Source organism: Sphaerimonospora thailandensis (genome assembly GCF_016863115.1).
GTDB classification, from domain to species: domain Bacteria; phylum Actinomycetota; class Actinomycetes; order Streptosporangiales; family Streptosporangiaceae; genus Sphaerimonospora; species Sphaerimonospora cavernae.
Map to the genome: position 1 here is coordinate 1 of NZ_BOOG01000143.1, position 951 is coordinate 951.

Annotated in this window: 2 protein-coding genes; one reads left to right on the forward strand and one right to left on the reverse strand. The window is 62.6% G+C overall.

What is annotated here, in order from left to right:
* A partial coding sequence (locus Mth01_RS29340; protein ID WP_204019208.1) for a helix-turn-helix domain-containing protein occupies positions 1 to 215 on the reverse strand: 215 nt, incomplete at its 3' end.
* Positions 216 to 509: 294 nt separating this feature from the next.
* Between Mth01_RS29340 and Mth01_RS29345 the strand changes: the two genes are divergently transcribed.
* Positions 510 to 938: a hypothetical protein gene (locus Mth01_RS29345; RefSeq protein WP_204019209.1), complete on the forward strand. Its 429-nt coding sequence runs from the start codon at positions 510 to 512 to the stop codon at positions 936 to 938.
* Positions 939 to 951: the final 13 nt, after the last annotated feature.

The window sequence follows — 951 nt, forward strand, 5'->3', positions numbered from 1 at the left end:
CGATAACCTTTGTCAGCATTTTTTGATGACATTGCGGGGTGGAACAGGTCGAGCATCGGCACGCCCGCCGCCGCCGCGATGGCCTCCGCGGTAGTGCGCCGGCAGGTCCCTCGTTTGAGCAGACCGTCGATGCACTGCCGGGAAAGCGCCGCCCGGCGGGCGAACTCGGCCACGCTCTGCGTGCGGCCGGCCATCAAAGCGCGCAAGAGTGCCACGCTCCGAAGGTGCATCTGCGCCTTTCCTGCCATGGCTGACCTCTCCGATGGAAATCCCATCATCAAATTCTGCTGACATCCCGACTGCAACCCGCACTGTAACCACCGGAAGTCGGGACGCGCAGCGGAACGAAAGATTTCTCCCAATCAATCTTTCAGTGAAGTCGTTTTATCGGCGCATCTTGTTGACAGGCTGGTCGTGATCGTTGTCGGGGTTCACCGCCTGTCGTCAGGATCTAGCGGGCATGATGGTGGGCGTTCGCGGTCACAGGACGACGAGGAGATGACAACCGAATGCCGTCGCAGCGTGCCACGCCCGGCCAGCCCCCCGCCCCGCTGAGCGACCGCATCCGTGATTACGTCGCGGACAAGCAGATCAGCATCCGGATGCTCGCGTTGCGGTCGGTCAGCACGGCCACGGGTCAGTGCCTTACCGCGCAGTGGATAACGGACGTGCTGAGCGGCCGGGTGTCCCGGATGCCGGATCTGTGGCGTCTGGAGGCGCTTGCGGCGGGGCTCGGCATGGATCCCGACAGCGTCAAGGCGCTGGCCGTCACGCAGTGGATCGGATGGGACATCGCCGATGTCCAGACCGGTGTTGGAGAACGTCTCATCTTCCGCGTGCCGAAGGGTTATACCTCAGAGCAGCGTGCGCGCCTCGCTGAGGAAATCACACAGATGATCGATGCGGTTCAGGCCGACACGGAAAGGGATGAAACGTGATTTTCCGGATGTG